Origin of the sequence: Fervidobacterium sp. 2310opik-2 (assembly GCF_011057735.1) — a bacterium.
GTDB classification, from domain to species: domain Bacteria; phylum Thermotogota; class Thermotogae; order Thermotogales; family Fervidobacteriaceae; genus Fervidobacterium; species Fervidobacterium nodosum.
In genome coordinates this window covers 45,839-70,365 of the sequence record NZ_LNGG01000006.1, presented here as the reverse complement: position 1 = coordinate 70,365, position 24,527 = coordinate 45,839, and the positions used below count along the sequence as shown (strand labels likewise).

Genomic DNA, 24,527 nt, shown 5'->3' with positions numbered 1-24,527 from the left:
TCTTATTTAAAAAATTAAAGTATAGCATTTTTTCAAAAGAAAAAGCATACATGCGCATACTTAAGATTTTTTTAACCACGTTTATTAGTTTTTAAGTCTTTATTTTTTTCTGTTACTTGTAAATCTTTAGGAGTACTTTTTAAAAAATTAAAAATTCTAAAGGATTAAATTTTGGGATCTCTATAACATTTTTTCTCATTTAAAACTAAAGGTAACATATTGTCATAAATTAGTATCACTCTGAAAAATATCATTTAGATGTTAACATAAACTTTGACTTGATTTTTAACATAGACCTGTGAGATAATACATATTGCTCTCTCCCAAATATACTTTTTTCTCATTTAATTATCTACCTAATTATATGTTTTTGTCGAATATCTTGCACTGATGGCAGCCCACAGAACATATTTCAAATTCAAAATTAAAAATTCGAGGTGTTGTTTATGTCTTCAAGAGGTGAAAAAATTCTCTCCTTACTAAAAGAAAAGATAAGTAGACAACAATGGGAAAGCTGGTTTATTGATTTCACAGTTAAATCGGTTATAGAAAACCATGTGATATTTGAAGTGGGAAATATGTTTATTAAAGGTTATATCGAGAAGAAGTTTGACAAGATAATACGAAAGGTTCTATATGAGGTTTTAGGCCCGAACTCTACATATGAAATAGTGTATGCTCAAGTACAAAAAGATGAAGTTTGCAACAACGATAATGGTGCGCTTGTAAGAAAAAGGCCCGTTCTTATTACACCAGTGAGTTCCAGATATACTTTTGGCAATTTTGTTGTTGAAGAATTCAACCAACTTGCTTACACTATTCTTCTTGAGTCGGCTAAGAAACTTGGAATCTTCAATCCTATATTTATTTACAGTAAAGCTGGTATGGGAAAAACACACTTGGTACAAGCTTTCGGAAATTATTTGCTTGAAAACGATCCAGATATTAGATTTGCTTATTTGACAAGTGAAGCCTTTATGAACGAATTAATCGCAAAGCTTAAAGCAGGTACAGTGGAAGAGTTTAGAGAGAAGTACAGAAAGAAAGTAGATGTATTGGTAATAGATGATATCCAATTTCTTGCTGGAAAGAAAGGTGTACAGATAGAACTTTTCCACACTTTCAATACTTTGTATGAAGCAGGAAAACAGATAATAGTTTGTTCTGACAGATCACCAAAAGAACTTAAAGATTTTCAAGATAGGGTAATTTCAAGGTTCCAGATGGGCGTCGTTGTTGAGATAAAAAACCCGTCGGTTGAAGCAATGTACCGTATAGCAAAGAAAATCGTTGAAGATGAAAAAGCCGATATTTCTGATGATATATTAAATTACGTAGCGAAACATTTTAAAGGAAGTATAAGAATTCTCAAAGGGGCTATAATTAAACTAATTGCATATAAGAGCATGTACAAGGATTTAGATGTTGCAACAGCAAGATTAATACTAAAAGATTTTTTAACTGAAGAGGAAGAAAATCATGAACAGAATGATATAATGAGTATCGTGGCTAGGTATTTTAAACTTTCTAAAGAAGATTTGCTGTCAAATAAGAAGGGTAAAAATATTGTAGTTGCAAGGCATCTAGCGATGTACATTTTAAGTACAAAATTTCAAATGTCATCAAGAAAAATCGCTACTTTACTTAAAAAAAGTCATCCTACAGTATTAAATGGTATAAAGGCTACAGAGAACAGGCTAGAAAACGATCCAGAAATTCGACAAATTTTAAAACTAATAGAAGATAATTTAGCACAAATGGTAGGTAAAGCATTATCTTAAGCCAGCATCCCATATTGTCTTATCTACAATATTATGGTATAATATCAAAGAACTTAAATGAGGAGGTGCTAAGAGATGAAAGTTAGAGTTGACGAAGCAACATGCATTGGTTGTGGAGTTTGTGAAAACCTTTGTCCAGATGTTTTCAAACTCGGCGATGATATGAAAGCAAAGGTACTTCAACCAGAGACAGATCTTGATTGCGCAAAAGATGCTGCAGATAGCTGCCCAACAGCAGCAATAACAGTTGAAGAGTAAGTTAGTATTAAGTTTAAACTTTTTCAAAATTAGATTAGGATAAAAGGGGGCATTGCCCCCTTTTTCTTTGAGTTTAGTTTAAATAGTAAGATTTATAATTTGTCATGTTTTGATGTTAATGATTAAATGTTTAAAATAGTAATATAGGTTGAATTACGCCTTAATTTAACCTGTTGTACTTATTTTCTATGTAGTTTTTTGATTTATTCTTGTGAAATGTTTATTTGATTTATTTTTGTGTGATATAATATAATTACAATGCTTCAATTATTTTATTTAAAAAAATAGAGTCACAATACAAATCATAAAATCGATAAAATAGAAAAGGAAGGTGCAAAACGTGATAAAAGAAAAGAGCGTTACAAAGAGAACTCTCACTTTTATTTTTCTAATTCTGATGGTTTTATTTGCTTACGCTTTGGATATTAAAAAATCTGAAAATTATTACTTATCGTATTTTGAAGGTTCTTCGAGTTTTGGTTCCTATGTTCGAGAAGTTATAAAAAATGACTTGCCTATTTACAGATTTTTGAAAATTTACATGGTTGGTTCTTCCGAAAAAACTGAGACAACAAAAAAGACAGGTGATTATTTGTTAAGTATAAAACCGTTTAATGGAACGAATTCTGATGAAGAAAGACTTGCAAGAGCTATTTACTTGGCCTACTGGGAAGCGAAGTTAAACCATAGAAAAATGGATGTTGAGATTGTTAAAAATTCACCTATTTTCAACGAATTTTTCTCCGAATACCAATTTAGAGTCTCAGATGCTTTCAGAAATTACGCTCAAGATTTAGTTGCATACCTTTTTGGTTTAGATGTTCCCGGTTTGCCTTCGGAACTTGTGCCTGAAGAAATTAAAAATTTAAAGAAAAATTTGATAAACAATTACAGTTATGAACCTGTCTACAATGGAGAGGAAAAAGAAGCAATTTCGATATTGCTTTCTAAATCTGAAGTTGTCAAAGGGCTTCAAGAAATTATAATCGATGCTCAAAAGAGTACAAATGACTTTGAACCTGAAACGTTGATTATGAGAACAAGCGCAACAGTGTTTAGAAGCGCTTTTTCGTACATAGCAGGGTTGAAAAACGAGATAGCTCAAAAATTTGTTGATATAACACCAAAAGAAAAAAGCTTTGCTTGGGTAAGATGGTTAGTCTATTTAGCGTTGTTTACTGTAGGTTATTTCCTTTTAAAGAATATGAGATTGGTCTTTGCTTTGTTCTTAGCTTCAGAAACTGTTTATATAGGTTCATTCATGGATATTCAATCTTTAGTTGATGGAAAGATATACGGTATTGTTTTCGCTATTGCTGTAATCTTTTCAGTAACTTACTTCTTTACCAGAAAGAAATATTTATACTCTCTTATATCACTGTTAACTATAATTGCTCTTTTCTTACCATCATTCGGAACCCCAGATCTTGTTATGAAAAATTCATTCTCAAATTCTCCTTTCTATTCAGCCCTTGTTGATGATATTATAAACGATCAACTTGGTAAGCTTAAAATTAACGCAAAAGACTATAATACTTTGACAAACGAATCGATACAAGCTTTTTCGAATTTAATAGCGGAATTAGAAGAAGATGGAAATGTACCAGAAGAATGTTTTGAACCTGAAAAATTTGACAAGAGAATTGAATATGTGAGTAACCTTTTAAGTAAGCACAAAGATAAGAAGAAGGAAATTGATGATTTCGTGTACTTTGAAAAGAGCAGAATGAAGAAAGTCGAAAAGATAAAATTATCAACGCAAAAACTTTTGGTGAAGATGGCTTCTGTATCTTCTGAGAAATTCAAAAATGATTTGATTAGTTTTGTTAATTCTAATTTTAGTGAAAATACAGCGAAAGAATTTTCAGAGAAGATAAACTCAACAAAAGAAATTTCCGTTGTTTCATTGCCTGGATACAAGATTCAAAACTATCTGGCTGCAACAATTTTGTTAGCTCTCTCTTTATTCTTAGTGGCTTTAAACTTTAAAGAGGCTTTTATACCTTTAATTGGAAGTATCGCGGTTTCTGTGCTAAGCTTATTAAAGAATCAAATACTGTTTGTTCAAGTTGGTGTACCATCGATAACAATTTACATTAGCTGGACAATTCCATATGTTTTAATTTTGTCGCTCGTTTTTGGATTTATTTGGTTTAACTCTACAAACACCTTGAGAAGGAGGGAAAAGGTATGAAAAGGTTTTTAGCAGTTGCGTTGTTAGCACTCTTGTTAACGTTCGGTTTTTCGTTCAAGGCTATTATGGTTACCGACACAGGTGGTCTTGGCGATAAGTCATTTAACGATGGTACATGGGCTGGTATTCAAAGGGCTGCGAAAGAGCTTGGTGTTGAGGCAAAAGTTATCATGTCACAAGAACAGTCAGATTATATACCAAACCTTACTAAAGCAGCAGAAGAAGTTTCAAAGGAAAAAGACGGCGGTATCGTTTTTGCAGTCGGCTTCATGATGCAAGATGCTCTTGAAAAAGTAGCGAAGCAATATCCTTCTGTCTATTTCGCAGGTATTGATATTGAATTTGGTAAGGAACTTCCAAACGTTATTAATTTCCTCTTTAAAGAACAAGAATCAGCATTCCTTGTTGGTTACGTCGCTGCAGCAATGACAAGGACAGGAAAAGTTGGATTTATAGGCGGTATTCCAATTCCACCAGTTGAAAGATTCAGATACGGTTATGAAGCAGGTATAAAGGCATATCAAGACCTCCATGGTAAAAAAATTACGGTTATTAAAGGCTACACAAACGAGTTTAGTGATCCAAAGAAAGGTAAAGACCTTGCTAATTCTCAATTTTCACAAGGTGCAGATATTATATTTGCTGCAGCTGGTGCTTGTGGTAACGGTGTTATAGAAGCAGCAAAGGAAAGAAGCGAAAAACTTGCCGGTAAAGGTTTAGATAATATTAAGAAATATGCCCTTTCTGGTAAGGCACTTTACTATGCGATAGGTGTCGATGTTGATCAAGATTACATGGCCCCCGGTGTAGTTCTCACAAGCGCTATGAAAGGTGTTGATACAGCAGGTTATTATGGAGTAACTTGGGCATTCAAAGGACAATTCAAAGGTGGATTGAAGACTCTTGGACTCAAAGAAAATGGTGTTAGAATGTCTGAAATGAAATACACAAAAGACATTATAGATAAACTTGCTCCAAATGTACTTAAAGAGCTTGAGTACCTTAAAGGTCTTATAATCGAAGGTAAGATTACAGTTCCAGACTCAGAAGACGCACTTAAGGCGTTTACAGTAAAAGGAGTAAAACTTCCAAAATAATTCTTGTTAAAGTTTTTCCATTATTTCATAAACTTTGCGGGGGCTCTCGCCCCCGGTTTTAATAAATTATTTTTGTTTAATCGGTAGTCAATGGCCTTTTAGAAATATTCACTTATCTTCTATAGGTCATTGAGTGCTGATTAATTTATCTGATTTAACATATGATAATACTACGGAGGTGGACATTTAGTGAATTCAAAAGTTCATGACATGTTGAAAAGCGAAGAGTACGCCGTAGAGATGATCGATATTACAAAGAGATTTCCGGGAGTTTTGGCAAACGATAAAGTTACCATACGTATAAAAAAAGGTGAGGTTCATGCTATAGTCGGTGAGAACGGTGCCGGAAAGAGTACATTGATGAATCAACTCTACGGTCTATACCATCCAGATAGTGGAGAAATAAGAATTTTTGGCGAAAAAAAGGTATTTGCTGGACCAAGAGATGCGATAAAAGCAGGTATAGGTATGGTCCACCAACACTTTATGCTTGTTGATACATTAACTGTTGCAGAGAATGTTGTTCTTGGAAGTGAACCAACTAAAGGACTGAATTTTGACCTTCAAAAGGCAAGGAAAGAAGTTAGAGAGTTATCGGAAAAATATGGGCTTTATGTTGATGTTGACGCAAAAATAGAGGATATACCAGTTGGTATGCAGCAAAGGGTTGAGATTATAAAAACATTGTACCGTGGTGCGAATATAATTATTTTGGACGAACCTACCGCTGTTTTGACACCGCAAGAAGTTGAAGAACTATTTGTTATTATGAGAAATCTTCAAAATGCTGGAAAGACTATTTTATTTATTTCACATAAATTAAATGAAGTTATGGAAATAAGCGATAGGATAACAGTCATGCGTGGTGGTAAGGTAACGGCTGAGTTAATTACTAAAGAAACAAACGAAAGGGAAATTGCAAGAGCGATGGTCGGAAGAGACGTTGTACTCAAACTTGATAAAGCTCCTCACAGTCCAAAAGAAGTGATTTTTGAGGTTAAAGACCTTTGGGTTAAAGACAACAGACACTTAGATGCTGTTAAAGGTGTTACATTTAACGTAAGGCGTGGTGAGATTGTTGGAATTGCTGGTGTTGCTGGTAACGGTCAAACAGAACTTGTGGAAGCAATTACAGGTTTAAGGAGAGTAGAAAAGGGGCAATTAATCTTTGAAGGTAAAGATGTTACCAACGCTCATCCAAGGCAGTTAAGAGATATGGGCATGACACATATAGCCGAAGATAGGTTAAAACACGCTCTTATAAAGCCTTTCCCAGCTTATTATAATGTCGTATTGGGAAGACATATAAAGAGACCTTTTGCGAAAGGCGCATTTTTAAATCATAGAGAAATAAAGAAATATGCAGCTGAACTTATGGAAGAATTTGATGTAAGGCCTAGAATAATAGAACATCTTGGAGGTAATTTTTCAGGAGGTAACCAACAGAAACTTGTTGTTGGTAGAGAAATAAAGGCAGGACCAAAGTTTATGGTTGTTGCCCAACCAACAAGGGGACTTGATGTTGGAGCGATTGAGTTCATTCATAGACAGATTTTAAAAATGAGAGAGCACGATGTTGGGATATTGTTAATTTCTATGGAGTTGGAAGAAATATTCTCATTGAGTGATAGAATTTTAGTGATGTACGAAGGACAGATAATGGGCGAGGTTAAACCTCAGGAAACGACTATAGAAGAAGTTGGTCTTATGATGGCTGGTAAAAGATTAGAAGAAATAAGAGGTGGTAAAAAATGAAGAAATTTATCGAAAATATTGCTGTACCTTTGATTTCTGTTTTGATTGCTTTAATTATCTCTGCTTTTATTATCCTTGCGATAGGTAAGAATCCTATACTTGCTTACGGTAAATTGCTTAGCGGGGCTTTTGGTAGCAAGCAAGCGATAATTGATACACTTATAAAAACGACTCCTTTGATACTCACAGGTTTGGCGGTCGGGTTTGGATTTAGAGCAGGTGTTTTTAACATCGGTGCTGAAGGTCAAATGGCTATGGGTGCTCTTGTTGCTGCAAGTGTCGCAAGTAATTTTGGAGGTCTTCCACCAGCTGTTGCAATTCCTCTTACTATGCTTATAGGTATGGCCGCTGGTGCCGGTTGGGCTGCGATAGCTGGTTTTCTTAAAGCCAAAACAGGAGCTCATGAGGTTGTTACAACTATTATGTTGAACTGGACAACCACTTATATTGCTTCATTTATGGTTACAGGTCCGCTTGCAACGGGTTCTGGAACGCCTAAGAGCCCTGAAATATCTACTTCAGCTCAATTGCCAATTTTGATGAAGGTTGGAGCTATGGAACTTAGTTCTGGAATAATAATATCAATTCTTGCAGCTATATTTATGTACGTTTTCCTTAATAAAACGACAGTTGGTTACGAAATAAAAGCTGTGGGTTTCAATCCTTACGCTGCAGAATACGGTGGTATTAGTGTTGCAAAAAATGTTGTATTAGCGATGGCTATAAGTGGTGCGCTTGCTGGATTAGCAGGTGTTACTGAATTAATGGGAGTGCATCACAGGTTTTTAGGTGAGCTTTCTGGTGGTAAAGGTTTTGATGGTATCAGTATAGCGTTGATAGGTCAGAATAATCCAATTGGAATAATCTTTGCTGCGTTATTAATTGGTGCTCTTAGAACAGGTAGTAACGAGATGCAATTCATGGGAGTTTCAAAGTATATAGTTATAATTGTTCAAGCTATTGTTATTTTCCTTGTAGCAGCTGATAGAATTGTACGCACTATTTATCTTAGAAAGAAGGTGAAAGCATGAGAGTCTTAGAAGCCATTTTATCGATATTTGTAAATCCACAATTTTATAAAATAGCACTAACAACTGCTACTCCTCTCATGTTTGCTTCTTTAGGTGGAGTATTTAGTGAAATTACCGGCGTTGTTAATATAGCACTTGAGGGAATAATTTTGATGGGAGCATTTACTTCTGTTGTCTTTACGTATTTAACTGGTAATGTTTGGTTTGGAGTTTTAATGGCGATTGTAAGCGGTATTTTGCTTGCTCTTCTCCATGCTTGGGGAAGTATAAAGTGGGCTGGTAACCAGGTTGTTTTAGGTACGGCTATTATACTTCTTTCACAAGGTTTAACAGGTTTTTTGATGGAACCCATTTTTGGTCAACCTGGTCAAACCGACTTTGTTGGAAAAATTGATGAGATAACGATTCCTGGTCTTGTAAATGTCCCATTTATTGGACAGATAATAGGTGAAATTAGTCCATTTGTTTACATCGCGTTTGGATGTGTTATTTTCGGTTGGTGGCTCATTTTTAAGACAAAACTTGGTCTGAGAATGAGGGCAGTTGGTGAAAATCCGGAAGCAGCTGATACTCTTGGTGTTAATGTTTTTGCAATCAGATATTTTGGTGTTATTATGAGTGGTGTCTTTGCTTCGCTTGCAGGTGTGTATCTAAGCGTTGGAGAAATTGGTCAATTTAAAGAATTGATGTCTGGTGGAAGAGGTTTTATAGGACTTGCTGCTATGATTATCGGTAAATGGAATCCAATAGGCGCGATGTTCGCCAGCTTATTCTTTGGATTTTTTGGAGCGTTTTCAAATCAACTCCAGAGTTTACAGCAGATAACAGTAGCCTCAAACGTCAAATCATTGTTTGATACTATACCATTCATACTTACAATTGTGGTTGTCGCTGGTTTTGTTGGAAAATCAAGAGCTCCAGCAGCAGATGGTGTACCTTACGAAAAGCACGATTAAAAATTATAAAAATTATAAAAATTATAGTTGTCAGGAAGTGGTTTCATGTTAAAGAAAATAGATGTTTCTACTTCAAAACGTGTAGAATTTCTAGACATTACTCCGATAGTTTCTAACATAGTTTCTGAATCTAATGTAAAGGAAGGCATATGTTTAGTCTATGTTCCACATACAACTTGTGGGTTGACTATAAATGAACATGCTGATCCTTCAGTCGTCAGTGATATAATTAACCATGTAAATAAACTTGTTCCATACAACTCAGATTACAAACACTTAGAAGGTAACTCCGATGCGCATATAAAAGCTTCGATTTTTGGAAGCAGTCTATCTATTATAATTTCAAATGGTAAATTGTTGCTTGGTACGTGGCAAGGGATATTTTTGTGTGAGTTTGATGGTCCAAGAAAGCGCAGTGTTTACATTAAAATCTTGGAGGGGTAAGACTGAATTTACTTATAGTATCTCTTCCTGGTAGTGACAAAGGGATAATTTTAAAAATATTAAAAGAAGATTTTGGATATGACGTTATTGATGTTGAAAAAATCCTCGAAGTTGAAACAAAAAAGGATTTGTGTTCCCTTGTTAAATATAACGGGATTGAAAAAATTGCAAAAATGGAACAAAAGATAATAGATAGATTTGGAAAGTTTTCTGGTAAAATAATATTTAGTTGTGGTATCATTGAAATGGTAGAACCAAAAAATTTTTTGATTGTGTATATAAAAACGCCTAAAGAAAAATTTATCAAAAAGTTTAGAAAATACATGGCAAGTAAGGGTATAGAAGAATACTACGCAAGGTTTCACAAATACTTTAGTTCACACTCTGATTTGGTTATATCTACTGAGCACAAGATGAAATTCGAAATATGTTCTATAATAAGTGATTTTTTCAAAAAAAGATTATCTTATAACCAAAATACTTGATTTTTCTATATGTTTTATGATATAATAACAAGGAAACCTGTATTCATCGTATTCTTGATTTTTATATATCAAAAGTGCTATTATATAAGTGGATTTTTACTACACTTTTTAAAAGGAGGGGGACTTTATGAACAAAAAACTACTTGTTAACGCGGTAGCAGAAAAGACACAACTTAAGAAAAAAGATGTAAAAGCCGTTGTTGATGCAGTTTTTGAAACTATTGCTGAAGCCCTTGAAAAAGGCGAAAAGGTTCAACTTGTTGATTTTGGTACGTTTGAAGTTAAGAAGATGGCAGGCAGAACAGGTGTCAATCCAAGAACGAAATCAAAGATTAAGATTCCTTCAAGAAAGGTTCCAAAATTCAGACCAGGGAAAGTTCTTAAGTCAAAAGTTAACAAGTAAGAATATTTAAAAAAATCAAGGCCGGGGTTTATCCCCGGCTTTTAATTAATTACAAAAATCAACAAATTTTAAAAGTATCAACCTTCCATATCATTGACAATTTCAACTAAATAATTATACAATTCTAAATCAAATTTTCCTTTTTCTACATCTTGTTTTATTATTTCAAAAACTTTTTCTTTTGTCCAAGCTTCTTTGTAAGATCTTTTTGTGGAAAGCGCATCGTAAACATCTACAATTCCTATGATTCTTCCAAAGAGAGATATCTCTCCATTCTTTTTTCCATAAGGATATCCACTGCCATCTAATCTTTCGTGATGTTCTAAAGCACCACTAAGTATTTCTTTATCAACATATTTAATTTGAGACAAGATTTCAGCACCGTAAATTGTGTGATTCTTGATTATTTGGTATTCTTCGTCCGTCAGTTTTCCTGGTTTTAATAGTATACTATCTGGTATTCCTATTTTTCCAACATCGTGTAATATAGCGGAAAATTCAAGTTTTTCAAGAAGTTCTTGGCTAATGCCTAATTTTCTGCCTATTTCAACCGAATACATTGACACATTTTGAGAATGTGTGTGTGTATAATTATCTCTTTTATCAATAGCGGTAGCTATTGCAAGCAATAATTTTTTGAAATTACTTGAGAATCTTTCATAATTCCATGTACTCAAGAGTTTTCTACCGATTATTTTTGCGAACAAATCGACAATTTTTGCGTCTTCTTCCGTGAAGCCACCTTTCTTATTAAGAACTTCAATAACACCTATCTTTTGATTTTCTACCCATATTGGTGCACCAACGATGTTCTCCGTTTTAAATTTTGCAGCTTTATCTACGCCTTTAAAATGAACGGGATTTTTTTCAAGGTCGTTAAATATCAATGCTTTACTTTCTTTAAAAATAGTTCCAGCTATTGATTCCATAGGAACTGGGATGCTTTCTATTTTTCCGCTCACCTTGCCTACTGTCACAAGGAATTTTAAGTGATCTTCTTCATAAATCAATATCGACGCTGCATCGGCGTCAACAATAGTGCAAATTTCACTTTGAATATCTTTTAGTAATTCATTTAGCCTTAAATTGCTATTCAGCTTTGCTGCAATATAAACAACTTGGTCTCGTACATTCGACGGATTTACAACAATTCCTTGTTTTAAAAGTTTATGTATTTTCGAAAGTAATTCATTAGAATATCCACCGAGTACATAAAAATCTATATCGCCTATTTTTACAAGTAATTTCGTTTTTCTTCCAAATAACCTATTATTAATAACATACCCACTTAGCCAAGTCGGTCCTTCAATTTTTTTGTGCATAGATACACCTCACAATTTTTACCAGCTTGTTTCACTCCCTATGTACACACTTTGGATCCATTGTTTAGCTATAGCATCCCAGCTGTATAAAATTCCTGCTACAAGATTTCTTTCCATAATTGGATAAGTTATTCTAAGAAATGCTATAGTATCTGAATCGGTGAACTGACTTTCAGCAAACGGAGTCGAATCATAGTAATAACCATATATAAACAATCCAGCCATAGCTCCAACTTGTGGAATACTTATTCTCAGCTCTCCAAGCAAATCCATATCACCTAAGAAATCACCTAGTAAATAGAATCTTCCCATTGCGTATTGTGTATCAAAATTAAATCCAGCAAGATATCCAAATAATATTTCTTCATTTGAAAGTGTATTAAGTTGGTTCTTCAATTTTTGGAATGTGTATATTCTACCAAAATGGAAAGGTCTAAATCCATTCCATGTGCCATATGCTCCGGCAATGACATCGAATATTGATAATCTTCCAGAAAGTCCTCCAAATAAACCGAGTCCAAATTTTGAGTAATCGCTTAAAAACTGTGATGCGGTTTCAACACCTAAATGCAATCCACCTGAAAGTGGGTATCTCAAGTAAACAGACGCGGAAAGATTTATTGGCGTTGCTTCGTTTAAAACATTATTTGTTGCAACGGAAGTATCGTAAAGTACACCGACACCTAAATCCATACCACCTAAGATGGATTTCATTTCTAACTCACCAGCAAAAACACTATCTGATTGTACAAATTCAAATGGCCAGAGTTTGGTTAGTTCGAATGGAAGATGAGCCATTAAACCGAATGTTCCTAAAAAAGCTTTTGTATCAAATGATTTTGAATATGGTTTATAATAGTCTCTAACAGAAAATCCCATTCCAATCGATATTTGTGGCATGTTGCCATATCTCAAGTAAAAATTACCTAGATTAAGAGCTACTGAGTTGATAGTTATCATATTGATTATGTTCGTACTTGGCTCAGTTGATGGAATACCGTAATACAACGTGCCACCAACTTCTGTGGCATATGCTGTTAATCCTATACCTAATGTAACAGGCCCTATTGTAAATTCTGGTGAAATTGTATAAACGATGTATTTTTGTCCGTCTTTAGAAGCTGTTTCAACACCTAATTGTGGAATATACGCTTGCATAGGTTGTGTTGGTTGGGAAGGTTTTTCTATAGTTGGTTCTGGTAATTTTTGCTCAGGAATTTCTTTTGGTAATTCTGGAATACTTATTTCTTCTAATTCAGGTAGAGTTTCAAGCAATTCTTGAAATTCTGTATTTTCGAATAATTGATTTATGTCTTCAATAACCTGTCCAAATAATTCAAATGCTAATTGGCCTCCCTCGAATACTGGGATTACGAAGCTATCATCATAAAATGCAAGTACTTCGCCTTCCCACACTTTTAATTGTGCTTTATCTTCATAGTAATCAACTCCAAATTTTGTTCCCCTAACACCTGCTGTAACACTTCCAGCTCTAACTTCAAACGAAGATCCAGCAACCATCTTTTGAACTACGTTATATGTTCCACCTTTCTTAATAATTATTGAAACGAGAATTCTCCCATCTTTAGCTTTTCTCATCTTTTCGAAAAGAACTTGAGTATTTTCTGTTATCTTTGTCATAGAACCATCCGGGAATTTTACGATTACATATGCTTTGTCAAGGGTTAATATTTCATCTCCCTCTTGTAAGATGGTGTCTGACTTTATAGATTCCCAAACTTGTTTTCCCTCTTTTTTATACGCAACGCTACCCTTGAATGAGTCAATTGTTGCTTTCAATTTATCAGAAAATTCGCTTTCGTCTTTTTCAGTTACATTAATTGATATTTCTTGTGTGTATGTTTTTTTATCTGCAGTTTCCGCTGAAAATGTTATTTTTACTTCTCCGGCTTTCTTTGGTGCTAAAAAGTTGAGCTCGGTTTTTCCATCGACTTTCAAACCTTTGGTAAGTATATCTGGCTTGTCGAAACCTCCAAGATTTATTTTGGCTTTCAATGTAAATTGTTGCGGTTTCCCAGAAACATCAGTCAACGAAATTTTAAAAAGTATCTTTTCACCTTTGACAACACTATAAGAACTCGGCACAACTTCAAATGCTGCAATCGCAAGGATGGAAATTATCAACAACAAAAAAATTAATAAGCGCCTCATAACATCACCTCCAGTAAGATTATAGTTGAAACAATTGTTGTCAAATAATTTAAAATAATTGATTTTGATGGTTTTATGATTACTAAGATTAGACATGAAAGAGCATATATAACAAATGCGTATATGTTTAAAATATAGAAAATAGGAGCTACCATTCTCATTAAATAACCCACGTAATCTCTTTTATATATACCATTTGACGTAATAAAGTGAACTAGTATGCTTAAAAAATATCCATTAAAAACCGCAACTGATAAGATCACGACGAAAAATCTGTCTAAAAACGGTTGAACGTCTTTACCAAGGTAAATAGCAGCTATTAGAAGAGTTGCGATATGAAATGATTGGTCGATAAGGTAATAATACCAAGTTTGACAAAAACGTTTTTTACATAAAAATTTTCCAATATCTATAAAAAAATGTGCTATTGAAAGTATTACAATAGCTCCAAATGATTTTAGTGTTAAATCTTCTCCAAAAATGAAAGAAAGTTGCGAAAGAAATACAATTACTATATGAAGCGTTAGTACACGTATATCTTTATTTTTTCTCATGGCGATGTAGCTATTTTGAAGTACGTAATCGCCTACAAGGTGACCTAGAAACAGATAAGGAAACAGGTATTTTATACTTTCCAGAGTTCTCACTCCTCATGTCTTAAAATATTTAGTGCTATATCGACATAATTTTCTGGATATTTATTTTTTAACAGTTCTTCTGTCCATTTTAGAAGGACTATACTTTCCGAAATTCCAATGATTAAAGCCAATGGTGGTATTTCATTTGGATTCAATTTTTTTGGGCCAGTACCATCAATTACTTCGTGATGATAAAGACACACATCTATTAGTTCTTTTTGAACTTCAAGTTCTTTTAGAATTTCGTAACCATGGTCGACATGCCTTAGATAATCATTCCATTCATCGTTGCTGTAAATACCTAATCTTATCTTTTCAAATAATTCATCTCTTACACCAATAAGGCCCACATTTGCTGTTCTAAGTGCTATTAAACAAAATTCTTGATCTATATTTTCATATTTGGCTAATTCAACAGCAATTTTTTCCATCGTAGACAATTCTTCTTCAGATAGTCTGGATCTTTTATTTAAAGCTATAAAGAGTGTGTTTAAAGCACTTCTTAGTAATAGCTCTAATCTTTGACCAAGAATAAAGCCTTCTATAACTGAAACAAAAGAATCGTAAAAGGCAAGTAAACCTAAAACTTCGTTTAAAGTGAATTTCCCGGTTATAGTTATTTGACCGAGATTTCCAGAATTTTTGCTTAATATTGGTATTTCTAATTTATTTTTAGTTAATTTGAAATTTTGGCCTTCTTCAGAGTAATTTAATTCAATATTTTTTCCATATCGTTTTTTAAAAAACTCTGCTATTTTATCTTTTGCTTGCTCAAAGTTGTATGTTTTGAGCAATTCATACAATAAATCAAAAATCTTTTCGTCAATTGCTATTCCAAATTCCATTGCAAATTCGTACACATCATCTTGTTTTGGTATTTGACCTGAAATTTCAAATTCATTACTTTCTAGATCAAAGAAATAATAAGTATCATTTAGAGTTTTTTCCAACTAAATACCCCCTCAAGTATTTAATTTTTCACTTATAAGCTTGTACAGATTGAGTTGTATGCTTTTACCTTTTACTGAATAACTCCCAACATATTCAAAGATAAAATTATTTGTTCTATTTACGATTTCTTCTGAAACGATTATTTCGGCATCTATTTCCCTAGTTAAGTGTTCTATTCTTGATGCCGTATTCACTGTATCGCCAATGCATGTGTAATCCATCCTAAATGGTGCGCCTATATTTCCAACGATAGCAGGACCATAGTGTATTCCTATACCACTATCAAGATCTAATCCAAGTTCTTCATCAAGTTTTTTTAATTCTTTTCGCATATCAAGAGCACATTTCAAAGCCCGGTCAATATCATCCTCGTAAGAAATCGGGGCACCGAAAATAGCCATAATAGCGTCTCCTATGAATTTATCAATTGTGCCATTATACTTGTAACGTATTATTTCACTCATTCTCGTTAGATAAACGTTCAGAAATGATACGACTTCCTCAGGTGATAATTTTTCCGACCTACTTGTAAAGCCTTTAATATCTGAGAAAAGTACAACAACGTTTCTTGTTTCTCCACCAAGTTTTAATTCACCCTGTTTTAATAGATTATCGGCAACGATATCCGGAACATAACGGTATAAAAATTCTTTCATCCTTCTTTTTTCTGCGTTTTCCTTAAGGAAATCGCCGAGAGTTTTCACACTGCCAACTAATAGTGTTGCAAAAAATGTATGAAATGTTGATATATATATCTTTTGTGAAAATATAATAAAAGATATTGAAATGAAAATAAATGGTATTAATAACAAAAAAGTATTGATTAACCTTTTATTGAATAAAGATAATAACGAAACTAAAAGCATTATAATGGCAAAAATAATCGAATTGTAAAAAGGTGAAATGGGTTTAATATATTCACCATTTATAATATTTTGAATAGCATTTGCATGTATAAAAACGCCTGCTTCGTCGTTTGAAAATGGTGTAATTCTGAGATCGTAAAGTCCTTTTGCAGTTGCTGTGTATCCAACAATAACAACTTTATCTTTAAAAGTCCCCTTTTCGAATTTTCCTCTAATTACGTCGTAGGATGGTATTTCTTTAAATATTTCCTTCCCTTTCCCGTAAAACCATATGTGCATGTATCCAGAATTATCAAATTTAATGTTCTTTTCTTTCATTATTACCTCTTTTTTGGAGAAATCTAAAATTAAATCAGTCGGATCTATTCCCAAATATAATGCAGCTGCTATTATATTCATATGTGGTAAAATTCCAGACGAAATTCCATTTTCCATAGACCATCCTTCAACAACAAGCAATGGCATTCTTCTGACTACACCATCAGCATCCAGACTACCAATCTCGTATGTAGCACTGTAAGCAGCAACAGAAAATGGTTCATAAATTGGTCTTATCTTATATATTTTGAACGGGTTTAAAAGTGCAAACTCCTTGAAGTTTGTCATTTTATATGCGAAATCTAAATAATTTGTGTTCTCTTCTATTCTTTTTCTGAGTCTTTCATCGTATGACAAATATGTACCTTTCTCGTTGATTAAGTACGTGCCAAGTACAACATTTTGATACATTAATAAAGTGCTTGCAAAGTAACTGTCTGTTTCTTCTGCTCCCGGTTCTGTGAATGACACATCAAATGCCACAACTTTTGCCCCGTCTTCGAAAACTTTTTCTAAAAGTTTACCGTAAACTTCTCTATCCCACGGCCACGTGTCACCTTCGACTTCAAGAGCGCTGAGTGAATATTCATCTATACCAATAACAACTACATCTGGTTTTATGTTAATTCTGCCACGTAATTTATAGAATAAGTCCATTATTTTTAAATCGATAATTTCAACAAAATCTAATCTGAAGAAGATAGCCCAGATAAAAAACACTGTGATTACAATTATTAATAAATGTATTTTGCTCATAATACCCCCCTTGTTGATTCATTTGAATTTTAAAGAGTTTAAAATTCGATGTATAATAAAAAGGAGTTTCTAGTTATTTGACTATCCAAAATTGTATATCGTTCTATAAGAAAAATTTGTCAAAAATGTGTTATGGAGGTGTTTATTGTGAAATCGTACACAGAATATCTTTGGTTTAATACGCAAAAAAAGAAAGAGCTTGTTCATATTACACCAAAAATTGAGGGGATAGTTGAAAAAAGTGGTATAAAAGAGGGATTTTGCCTTGTTTCTGCTATGCACATTACTGCGGGGATAATTGTGAACGATAACGAGTCAGGTCTACATAAAGATATATGGAATTGGTTAGAAAAACTTGCGCCCGAAGGAGATTATTATCATCATATGACTGGCGAGACAAATGGAGACGCTCATCTTAAGAGAATACTTGTTCATCATCAAGTGATTATACCCATTACTAATGGAAAACTTGATTTAGGCCCTTGGGAAGAGATATTTTATGCGGAATTTGATGGGCAGAGAAGAAAAAGGGTAGTTGTTAAAGTTATAGGAGAGTAACAAAATAATCATTTGGAGATGGAACTAATGGAAAGAATCTTAAAGTTTGTTCTGGATTCAGTTATTGAAGGGATTATTCTTGTTGACAAAGATGCAAAAGTAGTTTATGTAAATAACAACGCATGCAAACTTTTGGGGTTAAGCCCAGATATAATCGGACGCCCTGTTGATGAGGTTGTTAACAATACACGCTTACACATTGTTGTTCGTAACGGAATACCGGAAATAGATCAAGTCCAGTATACTGGTAATGCTATAATTATAACCTCCAGAATTCCTTTACGTGATGAGAATGGGAATATACTTGGTGCGGTTGCTGTGTTCAGGGATATAACAAGTATTAGGAAATTAGCAGAGGAAATTACAAACCTTAAAGAAATTGAAGCTCAGCTAAAGGCAATCATAGAATCAACAAATGATGCTATTAGTGTAGCTGATGAAAATGGAATTGTGCGCCTTGTTAATAAAGCTTATACAAGAATTACAGGTTTTTCTCCAGAGGAAGTAATTGGTAAACCAGCAACAGTAGATATAGCTGAAGGTGAAAGTATACACATGCTTATAGCTCGCACTAGGCAGCCTATATATAACGCAAGGTTGAAAGTCGGACCAGCGAAAAAAGAAGTTATAGTTAATGCCACTCCACTTTTCGTAAAAGGACAATTCAAAGGCAGTGTTGCAGTTGTGCATGATGTTTCTGAAATTCTACAACTGACAAATGAACTTGAAGAAGTAAAGAGATTAATTCGATATATGAAAGCTCAATATACTTTTGATGACATAATCGGTGATAGTAAATTAATTCAAATAGCTAAGGAACAAGCAAAGAAAGTTGCCCAAACACCTGCTACAGTTCTATTGAGAGGAGAAAGTGGAACGGGAAAAGAATTATTTGCCCACGCAATTCACAATTCGAGCCCAAGAAGATCAAAACCCTTTGTAAGTGTTAACTGTGCAACGATACCTGAATCGATACTTGAATCTGAACTTTTCGGATACGAAGAAGGAGCGTTTACCGGTGCACTGAGAGGTGGGAAAAAAGGACTAATTGAAGAAGCAGATGGTGGAACATTATTTCTTGATGAAGTTGGGAAATTGCCTCTACCTCTACAACCTAAATTGTTAAGATTTATAGAAACAAAAGAATTTGTACCAGTTGGAGGTAGAAATGTAAGAAAAGTAGATGTGAGAATAATCGCAGCTACAAATGTTGACTTAGAAAAAATGGTAAAGAACGGAGAATTTCTACCAGACCTTTATTTTAGATTAAATGTATTTCCTATATACCTTCCAGCTTTAAAAGATAGAAAAGAAGATATTCCGAAGCTTGCTTTACATATAGTCAAAAAACTTAATCAACAATACGGTCGCATGGTTGAAGGAATCAATCCAACAGTTCTTAAATACTTAGTAAATATGGACTGGCCTGGCAATGTTCGAGAACTTGAGAATTTCTTGGGAAGAGTTATGATAAATATGGGACCTGAGGAAAGAGTGATTGAACCAAAGCACTTGCCTGAAAATATTGAATTAAAGAGAACAAAGGCTAAAGAAGCAATTTCCATAGGTTCCCTGAAAGAGCTTATAGAAGATTATGAGAAAAAGATAATAGCAGAGGCACTTAAGAAGACAGGAGGTAACAAGGAAGAAACAGCAAAATTGTTGGATATAAGTATAAGAACATTGTATTATAAGATAGAAAAGTACGGTTTATAGAATTTGAAAAATCAAAAAAGGGGATGATGTACTTATGTGGATTTTCACGTTGATTGGAATTTTGTTTGTAGCTCTGCTTTTGGTTACATTCATTCCTATTTTAGCTCCAATATTTGTCTGGATACTTGGTATTTTAATTTTTGCTGTTATGTTGGCTCTAGCTTACGTTTTCTTTATAGCAATTGTCCCTGTAATAGCAATTGTTTTCCTTGTTTGGATTATCTATAGTGCTTTTAAAACTTGGCGAAGAAAGTAAAAAGTATATAATGTAAATTTTTTGTTAAAACCTTCCTTTCTGGTAGATATATCATTTTGCCTGCGCAGGTGAAAATTAGGTAAGATGGTATTCGATATTCCAGAAAGGAGGTTTTTTATTATGAAGAGATTATCAATAAGGTGGTTGATAGGTTATGATGAAAATAACAAACCGATTTACAGAAGACAAACAATCTCAGTAGATGACTTCTTCAACTTAGCTGATGCCCAAGCTTTTGTTAACATACTTGATAAGTACTCAAATTATACATGTGAAAGTGCACAACTTATCACAACAGAGAATGTAGGTGATACATTATGAAAAGACTGTCTCTCGTATATAGAAAAATAGAGAATGGTCAAATGAAAACCTACAGGATAAACATACCAGAACCTGTTGACAATATAAATGTGCAAGAACTTCAGCAAGATATGGAATATTTAAAAGCAATCAATGTTGTTCCTGATGGTTTTGAACCAGATGAAGCAAGAGTAACGGAAACAAATATCGAAGTTTTAATAAATCTAATAGAATAATACTCGGTTGGTGATTGGTTATGAAATGGCTTTGGGATATTTTAAAGCTTCTCATGATACTTGTTGAGCGACCTGGTGAAGGTGAGAAAAAGAAAAAAGAAGTTATTGAATTAATGGATGAACTTTACGATGAACTTAACATTCAAATACCAAGGGAAGTGTACCACTCTATAGTTAATGTTGCGATAGATTACCTTGCTTTGGTTTTATTTTAATCTGTTTTAAAATGAATTAAAAAATACCGGTAGCCTTTCTGGCTACCGGTATTTTTCTTTTTATTTCGATTTATTTTACTTCGAACCTCCAGACTGGTCCTTCCGTAACGCCACCATGTGGATCTTTTAGTGTTACATACCAATAATAAGTTCCTTTCTCATTTATGGTTATCGTTACGTTATTATTAGAAGAAATAATAGGTTCTACACTTTGGAGCAAACTTGTGGATGTGCTTACTCTAACTTCGTAAGTTAAATTATCACCATCCGGATCACTTGCATTCCAGCTAAGTGTCAGATTCCCGGTGCCTGTGATACTACCACCATCCGCAGGGTTAGGATTACTTGGCCAATATGGTGCTGTATTTTGCTTTGTGGTAAAACTCCAAGTATCGCTGTACGCGTAATTTTCAAATGAATCTTTTACCTCAACTCTCCAATAGTATGTTGTAACAGGCTTTAAACCTGATAAAGTATAAGTAAGTTCATCGGTTAACTGACCTGTAACTGTGGCAAAGAGAGTCATTTCATCTGCTCTTCCACAGTACACATAATAAACTAAATTCTCTTTAGGAGTTTCATTGTCTGAACTTGTCTTCCAGCGGAGTTGTATGTTATTAAAATTGATATTTGTCTGAGCGTTTGTTGGAGAAATAAGCAATGGCTTTGTTGGAGGTCTGTCCGCGTTTGTTATTGTGAATTTCCAAATAGGACCTTCGACGGGATCGTTATATCCGTCTTTTACGATAACTTTCCAATAATATGTTGTTCCGAAATCAAACAACATAGTTGTAGAGTAAGTATTAACTTCCAAATCAGCCGCAACCAATTTCAAATCGCTTTCTGATTTTCCAATGTATAAATCGTATTTTAACTGGTCGCCATCTTCATCTGTTGCATACCAAGAAAATCTTGGAATTCTATTGGGAAGATTGGTCGCGTTGTTCGCCGGATAGGGATTTGTTGGAGCTGTTGGCGGATTATTTTTATAAGTTTCAAATGAAAAAGTTTCACTTTTACTTGAACCGCCGTGTTTATCTAAGGCTTCTACATACCAAGTGTACCTTTGACCAATTTTAAAGAAACTTGCTAATTGGCTAAATTCCATTTCGTTATTATTATATGGGTACATCGTCCTATTTGTATTTCCGTCTGATATAACAAATCTATAGCTTACTACATCTTCATCAGGGTCAGTCGATGTAGTCCATTTGAATTTAAGAGAGTTGATTTTTGCAAGGTTAACTCTGTAATTATCTTTTGGTTCTATTAGTACTGGTTTTTGTGGAAGGGTGTTAACTTTTGTTCTAAAAGTAAATTGCTTTTCGAGCTTTTCACCATACGTATCTATAGCTTCTATGATAAGTGTGTAATCAGTAGATGGCACAAGGTCTGTTACCATATAATCAGTTACCGTTGAATTACTTAAAAGTGGTTGCCCTTTAGGTGTACCTGTTTTGAAAAGATACAGTGTATATCTTAAATCTTCGTAATCTTTATCAAACCCTTGCCAACTTAACATTAAATTGTTAAATTTAACATCCGTTGAATTTTCAACAGGATATTTTAGTTGAATGTTTTCTGGTGGCTCGTTTTGTTTCGTTTGAAAACTCGCCAGTGGTGATTCGACCGTACCTCCCCATTTATCTTTGGCTATAACCTTCCAAGTGTATCTCATCTGTTGCTTTAGACTTTTAACAGTGCAAGCGTCTGTTGAAACATTTTGAGTAAAAACTGGTGTGTCTTTGCCCTCTTCATATACAGTAACTGTGAAAGTTAATTCATCATCGTTTAGATCGCTCGCTTTCCAAGTTAACGCAAGCGCACCAAACGGATGACCAGTTGTACCGTCTGGGCTTAGGGAAGAAATTGTTGGAGGAGAATTTTTTTCTGTTGTAAAGTTCCAGAGTGAGCTTGCCTTTGAGTCATCACCACTTACCCTCACATACCACTTGTACTTTCTCTCTGGCTCTAAAAAACCTCTTGGAATAGTTATTGTTACTTCCTCATTGACAGCTGTTGCGGTAGTTGTATAAACTTCTTTCCCACTCGAGTAATCTTTTATTATCAAATCATACTTTTGACCTGGAAGTGCTTTGAATTTAAATGACAAATTGTTGAAAGGCAGGTTGATTGCACCATTTTTGGGTTCAAGCAAGGTTGGAGATATTTCTTTGGGTTTATTGATACACCCTTGACTAGAAATCAATATTAGAAGAAATATGGCAAATAAATAAAAACTTTTAGCCCCCCTGAATTGCATATAATCACCTCTTCGACTATTTTTTGAATTATAATTTCGAGAATATTATAACACATAAATATTTCAATATGAAGAGATAAAAAATCGGTGGTAATTTTACCACCGATTATAATTTACCAAAATTTATTTATTATAATCTTATAGGAGTATCACATTTTCATATTTACCTTTCGTTACGTTCTTTGTGTCAAAAATGAACGGCACATTTTTAGCTATATACTCGTAATCTATTCCTATAGTATGCCCAGACGTAATTACCGCACCGTCAATTGTCCTTAAGAATTCTTCTGTTAAATCAACCCTCTTGTAGTGTTTCCCATTGTGTGTAAATTCTGGTACAAATGGGTCGTAGTAGAACACATTGGCTTTCTTCTTCTCAAGAATTTCTATAACTTTTAAGGCAGGGCTTTCTCTTAAATCGTCTATGTTGCCTTTGTAGGTGACACCTAATATAAGTATATTTGTCCCATTTAGGCATTTCTTTCGTTCATTTAATATATCTGACAGCCTATCGACGACATAGTATGGCATTCCATCTGAAATTTCGCCAGCTTGTTCCACCAACATCATGTGTAAGTCGTATTCTTTCGCTTTATAAACAAGATAAAATGGGTCAATAGGAATACAATGCCCGCCTATACCAGGTCCAGGATAGAAAGGCATGTACCCAAAAGGTTTGGTAGCAGCGGCATCTATGACCTCCCAGATATTTATTCCCATTTTATTAGCTACCTTTGTCATTTCCTGAACAAGAGCTATATTTACAAGCCTGAACGTGTTTTCTAAAATTTTAGTCATCTCAGCGGCTTTTGGAGATGAAACAGGAAATACCCCAGCTTCAAGAACGCTTTCATACAATGCAACGGCATGTTTTGTACATTCAGGAGTCATACCACCAACAACTTTTGGAGTATTTCGTGTTTTGTACCTCGGATTGCCAGGGTCAACCCGTTCAGGACTAAAAGCAAGATAAAAATCCTTGCCTACTTTCAAACCAGTTTCTTCGAGTATTGGAAGGACAACTTCGTCTGTTGTTCCAGGATAGGTTGTACTTTCTAGGACAACAAGCTGTCCTTTTCTGAGCCTTTTCTTAATTTCATTCGCACTATTTATAATGTAACTTAAATCGGGTTGTTTAAATTTATCAAGTGGTGTTGGTACACATATGCTAATAACATCACAGGTCTTCAGTTCGTCAAAATCGGTTGTAGCTCTAAGCTTTTCTTCTGATACCAATTGTTTTAACTCGTTATCGTCCACATCTCCTATATAGTTTTCACCCCGATTTATCATATCAACTCGCTTTTGTTGTATATCAAAACCAATAACTTTATAACCAGCTCGTGCTTTCTCGACAGCTAATGGCAGGCCGACATATCCCATTCCAATAACACCAATTACAGCACTTTTACTTAAGATTTTTTCATACAAACTCATATAATTTTCACCTCCATTTGGTGTTAAGTTATTCATTCACTGAATGAATGATACCATATAATTTATCGGAAGTCAATTAAAAATCTTTAGTGGGGTAAAGTTAAAAAAAAATTAACAGA

23 protein-coding genes are annotated in these 24,527 nt (G+C 34.0%); 16 read left to right on the top strand and 7 right to left on the bottom strand.

The genetic code is table 11. The annotated features are described in order from the left end of the window. The first annotated feature begins 446 nt into the window (after positions 1-446). The 10 genes from dnaA to AS161_RS03480 all read left to right on the top strand — a co-directional run bounded on the left by dnaA (position 447) and on the right by AS161_RS03480 (position 10,404). Positions 447-1,781, top strand: coding sequence for a chromosomal replication initiator protein DnaA (gene dnaA / locus AS161_RS03525; protein ID WP_164541808.1), 1,335 nt, complete (start codon positions 447-449; stop codon positions 1,779-1,781). Between the two features lie 75 nt (positions 1,782-1,856). Continuing rightward, the gene (locus tag AS161_RS03520; protein ID WP_011993198.1) at positions 1,857-2,039 is read left to right on the top strand and encodes a ferredoxin; all 183 of its coding nucleotides are present in this window, start codon (positions 1,857-1,859) and stop codon (positions 2,037-2,039) included. A gap of 340 nt (positions 2,040-2,379) precedes the next feature. Continuing rightward, positions 2,380-4,233, top strand: a complete 1,854-nt coding sequence (locus AS161_RS03515) for a hypothetical protein (RefSeq protein ID WP_164541807.1) — start codon at positions 2,380-2,382, stop codon at positions 4,231-4,233. Next, entirely contained in the window at positions 4,230-5,330 is a 1,101-nt protein-coding gene (locus AS161_RS03510; protein ID WP_164541806.1) for a BMP family ABC transporter substrate-binding protein, read from the top strand. Before AS161_RS03515 ends, AS161_RS03510 begins: the two co-directional genes overlap by 4 nt. A 210-nt stretch (positions 5,331-5,540) precedes the next feature. Continuing rightward, on the top strand, positions 5,541-7,085 hold the full coding sequence (locus AS161_RS03505) for an ABC transporter ATP-binding protein (protein ID WP_164541907.1): 1,545 nt from the start codon (positions 5,541-5,543) through the stop codon (positions 7,083-7,085). After that, the gene (locus AS161_RS03500) at positions 7,082-8,116 is read left to right on the top strand and encodes an ABC transporter permease (RefSeq protein ID WP_164541805.1); all 1,035 of its coding nucleotides are present in this window, start codon (positions 7,082-7,084) and stop codon (positions 8,114-8,116) included. Before AS161_RS03505 ends, AS161_RS03500 begins: the two co-directional genes overlap by 4 nt. Continuing rightward, the gene (locus tag AS161_RS03495; RefSeq protein ID WP_164541804.1) at positions 8,113-9,072 is read left to right on the top strand and encodes an ABC transporter permease; all 960 of its coding nucleotides are present in this window, start codon (positions 8,113-8,115) and stop codon (positions 9,070-9,072) included. The genes AS161_RS03500 and AS161_RS03495 overlap by 4 nt, the downstream gene beginning before the upstream one ends. Before the next feature lie 45 nt (positions 9,073-9,117). Continuing rightward, positions 9,118-9,516, top strand: a complete 399-nt coding sequence (locus AS161_RS03490; RefSeq protein WP_011993204.1) for a secondary thiamine-phosphate synthase enzyme YjbQ — start codon at positions 9,118-9,120, stop codon at positions 9,514-9,516. A gap of 2 nt (positions 9,517-9,518) precedes the next feature. Beyond that, complete coding sequence (locus AS161_RS09390) at positions 9,519-10,001, top strand: shikimate kinase (protein ID WP_041256715.1); 483 nt, start codon at positions 9,519-9,521, stop codon at positions 9,999-10,001. Between the two features lie 127 nt (positions 10,002-10,128). Continuing rightward, entirely contained in the window at positions 10,129-10,404 is a 276-nt protein-coding gene (locus AS161_RS03480; protein WP_011993206.1) for an HU family DNA-binding protein, read from the top strand. Positions 10,405-10,481: 77 nt separating this feature from the next. Here the strand turns inward: AS161_RS03480 and AS161_RS03475 are convergent, their stop codons facing one another. The 5 genes from AS161_RS03475 to AS161_RS03455 are packed head-to-tail and all read right to left on the bottom strand — an operon-like array spanning position 10,482 to position 17,427. Further along, positions 10,482-11,726 carry an HD domain-containing phosphohydrolase gene (locus AS161_RS03475; RefSeq protein ID WP_164541803.1) on the bottom strand — a complete coding sequence of 415 codons (1,245 nt, stop codon included), beginning with the start codon at positions 11,724-11,726 and terminating at the stop codon, positions 10,482-10,484. Positions 11,727-11,744: 18 nt separating this feature from the next. Further along, positions 11,745-13,898: a FecR family protein gene (locus AS161_RS03470; protein ID WP_164541802.1), complete on the bottom strand. Its 2,154-nt coding sequence runs from the start codon at positions 13,896-13,898 to the stop codon at positions 11,745-11,747. After that, positions 13,895-14,545, bottom strand: coding sequence for a DUF3307 domain-containing protein (locus AS161_RS03465; protein WP_164541801.1), 651 nt, complete (start codon positions 14,543-14,545; stop codon positions 13,895-13,897). Before AS161_RS03465 ends, AS161_RS03470 begins: the two co-directional genes overlap by 4 nt. Continuing rightward, the gene (locus tag AS161_RS03460) at positions 14,542-15,486 is read right to left on the bottom strand and encodes an HD domain-containing phosphohydrolase (protein WP_164541800.1); all 945 of its coding nucleotides are present in this window, start codon (positions 15,484-15,486) and stop codon (positions 14,542-14,544) included. The genes AS161_RS03465 and AS161_RS03460 overlap by 4 nt, the downstream gene beginning before the upstream one ends. Positions 15,487-15,498: 12 nt before the next feature. Beyond that, positions 15,499-17,427 carry an adenylate/guanylate cyclase domain-containing protein gene (locus AS161_RS03455; RefSeq protein ID WP_164541799.1) on the bottom strand — a complete coding sequence of 643 codons (1,929 nt, stop codon included), beginning with the start codon at positions 17,425-17,427 and terminating at the stop codon, positions 15,499-15,501. 147 nt (positions 17,428-17,574) lie between these two features. Between AS161_RS03455 and AS161_RS03450 the strand changes: the two genes are divergently transcribed. The 6 genes from AS161_RS03450 to AS161_RS03425 all read left to right on the top strand — a co-directional run bounded on the left by AS161_RS03450 (position 17,575) and on the right by AS161_RS03425 (position 20,708). After that, entirely contained in the window at positions 17,575-17,985 is a 411-nt protein-coding gene (locus AS161_RS03450) for a secondary thiamine-phosphate synthase enzyme YjbQ (protein WP_164541798.1), read from the top strand. A 27-nt stretch (positions 17,986-18,012) separates the two neighbouring features. Beyond that, on the top strand, positions 18,013-19,701 hold the full coding sequence (locus AS161_RS03445) for a sigma 54-interacting transcriptional regulator (protein ID WP_164541797.1): 1,689 nt from the start codon (positions 18,013-18,015) through the stop codon (positions 19,699-19,701). A gap of 34 nt (positions 19,702-19,735) precedes the next feature. After that, the gene (locus tag AS161_RS03440) at positions 19,736-19,957 is read left to right on the top strand and encodes a hypothetical protein (RefSeq protein ID WP_041256717.1); all 222 of its coding nucleotides are present in this window, start codon (positions 19,736-19,738) and stop codon (positions 19,955-19,957) included. A 120-nt stretch (positions 19,958-20,077) separates the two neighbouring features. After that, a complete protein-coding gene (locus AS161_RS03435; RefSeq protein WP_164541796.1) occupies positions 20,078-20,278 on the top strand; it encodes a hypothetical protein in 201 nt (66 codons plus the stop codon). Beyond that, positions 20,275-20,493: a DUF2922 family protein gene (locus tag AS161_RS03430; protein WP_164541795.1), complete on the top strand. Its 219-nt coding sequence runs from the start codon at positions 20,275-20,277 to the stop codon at positions 20,491-20,493. Before AS161_RS03435 ends, AS161_RS03430 begins: the two co-directional genes overlap by 4 nt. A gap of 20 nt (positions 20,494-20,513) precedes the next feature. Next, positions 20,514-20,708 carry a hypothetical protein gene (locus tag AS161_RS03425; protein WP_011993217.1) on the top strand — a complete coding sequence of 65 codons (195 nt, stop codon included), beginning with the start codon at positions 20,514-20,516 and terminating at the stop codon, positions 20,706-20,708. A gap of 70 nt (positions 20,709-20,778) precedes the next feature. Here the strand turns inward: AS161_RS03425 and AS161_RS03420 are convergent, their stop codons facing one another. Continuing rightward, complete coding sequence (locus tag AS161_RS03420) at positions 20,779-22,971, bottom strand: fibronectin type III domain-containing protein (protein ID WP_164541794.1); 2,193 nt, start codon at positions 22,969-22,971, stop codon at positions 20,779-20,781. Between the two features lie 138 nt (positions 22,972-23,109). Then, a complete protein-coding gene (locus tag AS161_RS03415; RefSeq protein ID WP_164541793.1) occupies positions 23,110-24,408 on the bottom strand; it encodes a nucleotide sugar dehydrogenase in 1,299 nt (432 codons plus the stop codon). Positions 24,409-24,527: the final 119 nt, after the last annotated feature.

Coding starts and splice junctions, on each gene's coding strand:
- AS161_RS03520 (WP_011993198.1), top strand. CDS start 1,857: ATGAAAGTTAGAGTTGACGAAGCAACATGCATTGGTTGTGGAGTTTGT.
- AS161_RS03455 (WP_164541799.1), bottom strand. CDS start 17,427: ATGAGCAAAATACATTTATTAATAATTGTAATCACAGTGTTTTTTATC.
- dnaA (WP_164541808.1), top strand. CDS start 447: ATGTCTTCAAGAGGTGAAAAAATTCTCTCCTTACTAAAAGAAAAGATA.
- AS161_RS03510 (WP_164541806.1), top strand. CDS start 4,230: ATGAAAAGGTTTTTAGCAGTTGCGTTGTTAGCACTCTTGTTAACGTTC.
- AS161_RS03425 (WP_011993217.1), top strand. CDS start 20,514: ATGAAATGGCTTTGGGATATTTTAAAGCTTCTCATGATACTTGTTGAG.
- AS161_RS03415 (WP_164541793.1), bottom strand. CDS start 24,408: ATGAGTTTGTATGAAAAAATCTTAAGTAAAAGTGCTGTAATTGGTGTT.
- AS161_RS03445 (WP_164541797.1), top strand. CDS start 18,013: ATGGAAAGAATCTTAAAGTTTGTTCTGGATTCAGTTATTGAAGGGATT.
- AS161_RS03495 (WP_164541804.1), top strand. CDS start 8,113: ATGAGAGTCTTAGAAGCCATTTTATCGATATTTGTAAATCCACAATTT.
- AS161_RS03480 (WP_011993206.1), top strand. CDS start 10,129: ATGAACAAAAAACTACTTGTTAACGCGGTAGCAGAAAAGACACAACTT.
- AS161_RS03470 (WP_164541802.1), bottom strand. CDS start 13,898: ATGAGGCGCTTATTAATTTTTTTGTTGTTGATAATTTCCATCCTTGCG.
- AS161_RS03430 (WP_164541795.1), top strand. CDS start 20,275: ATGAAAAGACTGTCTCTCGTATATAGAAAAATAGAGAATGGTCAAATG.
- AS161_RS03505 (WP_164541907.1), top strand. CDS start 5,541: ATGTTGAAAAGCGAAGAGTACGCCGTAGAGATGATCGATATTACAAAG.
- AS161_RS03490 (WP_011993204.1), top strand. CDS start 9,118: ATGTTAAAGAAAATAGATGTTTCTACTTCAAAACGTGTAGAATTTCTA.
- AS161_RS03500 (WP_164541805.1), top strand. CDS start 7,082: ATGAAGAAATTTATCGAAAATATTGCTGTACCTTTGATTTCTGTTTTG.
- AS161_RS03440 (WP_041256717.1), top strand. CDS start 19,736: ATGTGGATTTTCACGTTGATTGGAATTTTGTTTGTAGCTCTGCTTTTG.
- AS161_RS03475 (WP_164541803.1), bottom strand. CDS start 11,726: ATGCACAAAAAAATTGAAGGACCGACTTGGCTAAGTGGGTATGTTATT.
- AS161_RS03435 (WP_164541796.1), top strand. CDS start 20,078: ATGAAGAGATTATCAATAAGGTGGTTGATAGGTTATGATGAAAATAAC.
- AS161_RS03420 (WP_164541794.1), bottom strand. CDS start 22,971: ATGCAATTCAGGGGGGCTAAAAGTTTTTATTTATTTGCCATATTTCTT.